Genomic DNA, 4,940 nt, shown 5'->3' on the forward strand with positions numbered 1-4,940 from the left:
CGGGCGCGGTGCTGCCGCTGCACCGCCGGGGCGGAGCCGCCCGGCCCGGCGGTGCGGCGGCTGCTGGCCGTCGGCCACACCTCCGGCACCGACCTGGCGCACGGGCTGCTCGCCGGATGCCGCGCGGCGATCTCGCTGACCGGTCCGCGCTGGCTGAACCGGGCGGGCTGAACCGGGCCGGTCGAACCGGGCCGACGGAACCGGACCGGCGCGCCGGGCGGGCGCCGTGTGCGGGGCTTGCGCTGGGGTAACGTCCGGGTATGACCGAAATGATCACCGGGGCGCAGTACGCGCTCGCCGCCGGGCCGTACCGGGCCGTCGTCACCGAGTCGGGCGCGAGCCTGCGGGAGCTGGCCCTGCGCACCGGCGACGGGGACGAGCGGCCGCTCGTGCTGACCCACGGCGCGGACGAGCCGGCCCCGGCGGCGTTCGGCAACCTGCTGGTCCCGTGGCCGAACCGCGTCGACCGCGGCCGGTACGAGTACGGCGGGAAGCCGTACCGGCTCGATCTGTCCGAGCCGGAGAACGACTGCGCGATCCACGGGCTCGTCCGGTGGTCGCCCTGGACGGCCGCCGAGCACGAACCGCACCGGGTGCGGCTGACGCACCGGCTGCTCGGGTCGGGCGGCTACCCGTTCCGCCTCGACCTCGAAGCCGAGTACGTCCTGGACGCCGAGGCGGGCCTGACCGTCCGGATGAGCGCGCACAACCCGGGGACGGTCGCCGCCCCCTACGGGCACGGCGCCCACCCGTACCTCACCGTCGGCGAGCCGCTCGACCGCTGCACCGTGACGCTCGACGCGGCCCGGTACGTCCCGGTCGACGACCGGATGATCCCGTTCGGGCCCGCGAAGGACGTCGCGGGCACCCACTGGGACCTGCGCGGGGGACCCGAACTCGGCGACCGGAAGATCGACACCGCCTACACCGGTCTCGCGCGGGACTCCGCCGGGCGCTGCTGGGCGACGCTCGGCGGCGGCGGCCGGTCGGTGCGGCTCTGGTCCGACGAGAGGCACCCCTGGTTGCAGATCTACACCGGCGACCACGCGCCCGAGCCGCGCGCCGGGCTCGGCGTCGAGCCGATGACCTGCCCGCCGAACGCGTTCGCGTCCGGCGAGGGGGTGATCGATCTCGCGCCCGGCGCCACATTCTCCGGATCTTGGGGGATCATGGCCGGGTGAACCTCAGCTCCGCCTCGCTCGATGACCTGTCCGCCCGCATCACCGCCGTCCGCGACGAGCACCGCGAACGCCTGCCCGGCGGCGCCGACGGGCGCACGCCGGTGCACACCGTGCACGTCCCCGCCGACCGGTTCGCCGCCTCGACGCCCGCCGACTTCGGCGCCGAGGCGCTGCGCCTGCTCAACACCCACACCCCCGGCGACGGGTCGTTCGGCGCCGCGTTCGGCCTCGACCCGGAGGTCGCGGGACGGGTCCGCGAACGCGTCGCCGCCAAGCTCGCCGCCGAACCGCTCGAAGACGTCCGGATCGACTTCGGGGACGGCTACGGCACCCGCCCCGACGCCGAGGAGGACGCGCACGTCGCCCGGGTCGTCGAGGCCGTGGCCGCCGCGTACGAGGTGAAGGGGCTCCCCCACTACTGGGGGCTGCGGGTCAAGTCGTTCGCCGACGGCGGTCACGAGCGGGCGATGCGGACGATCGACGGGTTCCTCACCGCGCTGCGCGACCGGCTCGGGCGGCTGCCCGGCGGGTTCACGATCACGTTCCCGAAGGTGATCGCCGCCGAGCACGTCGCGCTGTTCACCGAGTACCTGGAGCGGCTGGAGACGTCCCTCGGGCTGCCCGCCGGGATCCTGCGGTTCGACGTCCAGCTGGAGACGCCCGAGTCGTTCTTCGACGGCGAGGGGCGGGTCGCCGCGCCCGCGATCGTCCGGGCGGCCGCGGGCCGGCTGACCGGCGCGCACTTCGAGGTGGCCGGCCACACCGCCGCCATCGGGCTGCCCCCGGACGAGCAGCGCCTCGACCATCCGGCCTGCGACTTCGCCCGGCACGTCATGCAGGTCGGGTTCGCCGGAAGCGGGGTGCGGCTGTCGGACGGCGCCACCGGCGCCGTCCCGCGCGACGACGGCCCCGACGAGGTCAACGCCGCGTGGGCGGTGCACGCCGCGGACGTCCGGCACTCGCTGCGGCACGGCTTCCACCAGGGCTGGGACCTGCACCCCGCGCACCTGCCCAGCCGCTACGCCGTCGTGTACGGCTACCACCTGACGGGCCTGGACGACGTCATCGCGCAGGTGCGCGCGTGGCGGGAAAGGTCCGGGGGGCGCGACGAACCGGCGGCGATCCGGCCGCTGACCGACCGGCTCCGCCGCGCCGTCGACTGCGGTGCCATCGACGAGTCCGCCGTCCCGCCGCTCGGCTAACCGGCGGTGGTCCCGCGCTCGGCCGACCGCGGCGGGGCCGCCCGCCACAGGTGGCCGATCACGTTGAGGACGCCGCGGAGTTCCGTCTCCTCGTAGGCGAAGTGGGCGTCGAGTTCGGCCGTCATGCGGTCCAGTTCCGCGCGGACGTGCCCGGGGTCGCGGGAGCCCGCGTCCTCGACCAGTTCGGCCAGGGCGCGGCGCGTTCCGGAGATGCGGGCGTGCTCGTCGCGGAGCCGGTCGATGACGGGCGCGAGGCCCGGGAAGCGTGCGGCGAGGCCGGGGAAGCCCTGCGTCTCCTCGCCGTCGTGGTGCTCGCCGAGGACGTCGCAGAACGCGACGCAGTGCTCGCGCAGTTGCCGGCCGAGGTCGGGGGCGGGCGGGGTGCGGCCGTCCAGCACGGCGAGCACCTCCGTGCGCAGCTCCGCCATCCGCCCGCGCAGATCTTCGTGGATCTTCACTAGCTCGTCGCCGACGGCCCGCCCGCGTCCCTGCTCGGACGCGCGGTGCAGCGCGACGACCGGGATCGGCCGGTCGGTCTGCCGCTGGTACTCGGCGTAGGGCGGGACCCGCTCGCCCTGCAGCGTGTAGAGGCGGTCGCGCTCGGCGCCCTCGACGGGTATCGCGACGCCGTCGAACGCCTCGGTGCCGATCTCCACGGTGACGCGCGGGTCGGCGCGGACGTTGCGGTACCACGCCGGGTCGTTCGGCGCCCCGGCGTTGGAGGCGAACACGAACAGCAGGCCGTCCTCCGCCATGTACCCGAGCGGCGTCACGTGCCGCGCGCCGCTCTTGGCGCCGGTACTGGTCATCAGCAGCAGGTCGGCGCCCTCGAAGGGACCGCCGACCCGGCCGCCGTTCGCCCGGAACTCCTCGATGATCGGCCGGTTCCAGTCGTTCACCGCACGGACTCCTATCCTGTCGACGGCAGAGATACTTTGCTTTGCGAGCAAAGATATTTATAGGGCAAAACTATTTTGGAAGCATAGGTATGTCAACCGAGGAGAGCACGGGCCCCGAGCTCGACGACGGCGTGCGCACGATGCTCCTGCTGATGCCGCGCCTGGTCGGCATCACCAAACGGATCAAGGTGCCGCCCGAACTGGCCGGCTTCGACCTGGCGCCGCGGCACCTGTCGCTGCTGGCCTACCTGCTGTTCGACGGCCCGATGGGCGTCAACGCGCTCGCGGAGCGGCTCGACGTGACCCCCGCGACCGTGAGCCTCATGGTCGGCGACCTCAGCCGGCAGGGCATCCTCGGCCGCCGCGAGGACCCCGACGACCGGCGCCGCACCATCGTCAGCGTCACCGCGGAACACCTCCCGGCGATCAACGGCTGGCTGGGGCAGAGCGCCGGCGCCTGGCGCACCGCGCTCGCGCCCCTCTCCCCCGCACAGCGCCGGATGTTCATCGACACCCTGCTGACCTACGAGGAGGCGGTCACCCGGCCCCGCGCCGAATGAACGCCGCCAGGTCGTCCGGCGTGTCGATGTCGTCGGGCAGCGCGACGCCGTCGCACGGCACGGGCGTCACGAGGTCGGGGCGGGAACGCAGGAACGCCCGCGCTCCCCGGTCGCCCACCGCCGACCGGGCGGCCGCCGCGACATGCTCGGCCGCCAGCAGAACCGGGTTGCGCGGCGCGCCCCCGTAGGTCGCCGCCGACGATCCGCGCGCCGTCCTCGTACGCGGCGATCAGCCGGCCGGCCGCCTCCGCCGTCACCCCGGGCTGGTCGGCGAGCGCCACCAGCACCGCCGGGCAGCCGGGCGGCAGCGCGGCCAGCCCGGCCCGCAGCGACGACCCCATGCCCTCCCGCCAGTCCGGGTTCGGCACGACGACCGCACCGGCCGCCTCCAGCGGAGCGGCGCCCGACACCACGAGCACCGGCGCGCAGCCCGCGTCGCGCAGCATCCGCACGCCCCGGTCGACGAGCCGCTCGCCGTCCAGTTCCAGCAGCGCCTTCGGACGGCCGAACCGGCGTCCCTCCCCGGCCGCGAGCAGCAGCCCGGCCGGGGGCGCCTCACCGGCCGTCATCGTGCGGCCCGTGGATCCGGCCGCCGGTCTCGGTCAGCGGCCGCCCCGACCCGCCCCAGCGCAGCTGCACCAGCTCCGCCGCGATCGACACCGCCGTCTCCTCCGGCGTCCGGGCGCCGAGGTCCAGCCCGATCGGCGAGCGCAGCCGCGCCAGCTCGTCCTCGCCCAGCCCGGCCTCGCGCAGCCGCGCCAGCCGGTCGTCGTGCGTGCGCCGCGACCCCATCGCCCCGACGTACCCCGCCTCCGTGCGCAGCGCGATCTCCAGCAGCGGCACGTCGAACTTCGGGTCGTGCGTCAGGACGCAGATCGCCGTGCGCTCGTCCACGGTCTCCTCCGCGAGGTACCGGTGCGGCCACCGGACGATCACCTCGTCGGCGTCCGGGAACCGCTTCGGCGTCGCGAACACCGGACGCGCGTCGCACACCGTCACCCGGTACCCGAGGAACCGGCCGATCCGCGCGACCGCCGCCGCGAAGTCGATCGCGCCGAACACCAGCAGCCGCGGCGGCGGCGCGAACGCGTGGACGAA

The 4,940-nt window shown here is 75.2% G+C and carries 5 protein-coding genes and 1 pseudogene; 3 read left to right on the plus strand and 3 right to left on the minus strand.

What is annotated here, in order from left to right; translation table 11 throughout:
* Nucleotides 1-260 precede the first annotated feature (260 nt).
* Entirely contained in the window at nt 261-1,181 is a 921-nt protein-coding gene (locus BJF79_RS32285; RefSeq protein ID WP_075903139.1) for an aldose 1-epimerase family protein, read from the plus strand.
* Nucleotides 1,178-2,383 carry a DUF6986 family protein gene (locus BJF79_RS32290; RefSeq protein ID WP_075903142.1) on the plus strand — a complete coding sequence of 402 codons (1,206 nt, stop codon included), beginning with the start codon at nt 1,178-1,180 and terminating at the stop codon, nt 2,381-2,383. Before BJF79_RS32285 ends, BJF79_RS32290 begins: the two co-directional genes overlap by 4 nt.
* On the opposite strand, the gene BJF79_RS32295 is transcribed toward BJF79_RS32290, so the two are convergent.
* Nucleotides 2,380-3,282: a nitroreductase/quinone reductase family protein gene (locus tag BJF79_RS32295; protein ID WP_075903144.1), complete on the minus strand. Its 903-nt coding sequence runs from the start codon at nt 3,280-3,282 to the stop codon at nt 2,380-2,382. The two genes, BJF79_RS32290 and BJF79_RS32295, sit on opposite strands and share 4 nt — an antisense overlap.
* Before the next feature lie 89 nt (nt 3,283-3,371).
* Between BJF79_RS32295 and BJF79_RS32300 the strand changes: the two genes are divergently transcribed.
* Complete coding sequence (locus BJF79_RS32300; RefSeq protein WP_075903146.1) at nt 3,372-3,842, plus strand: MarR family winged helix-turn-helix transcriptional regulator; 471 nt, start codon at nt 3,372-3,374, stop codon at nt 3,840-3,842.
* On the opposite strand, the pseudogene BJF79_RS32305 reads toward BJF79_RS32300, so the two are convergent.
* Together BJF79_RS32305 and BJF79_RS32310 are read right to left on the minus strand one after the other, a co-directional pair.
* A pseudogene (locus BJF79_RS32305) lies at nt 3,820-4,411 on the minus strand (NTP transferase domain-containing protein). The gene BJF79_RS32300 and the pseudogene BJF79_RS32305 sit on opposite strands and share 23 nt — an antisense overlap.
* On the minus strand, nt 4,398-4,940 hold a 543-nt coding region (locus BJF79_RS32310; RefSeq protein ID WP_187357089.1), incomplete at its 5' end, for an XdhC family protein. The pseudogene BJF79_RS32305 and the gene BJF79_RS32310, both read right to left, overlap by 14 nt.

The organism is Actinomadura sp. CNU-125 (genome assembly GCF_001942465.1).
Lineage (GTDB): Bacteria > Actinomycetota > Actinomycetes > Streptosporangiales > Streptosporangiaceae > Spirillospora.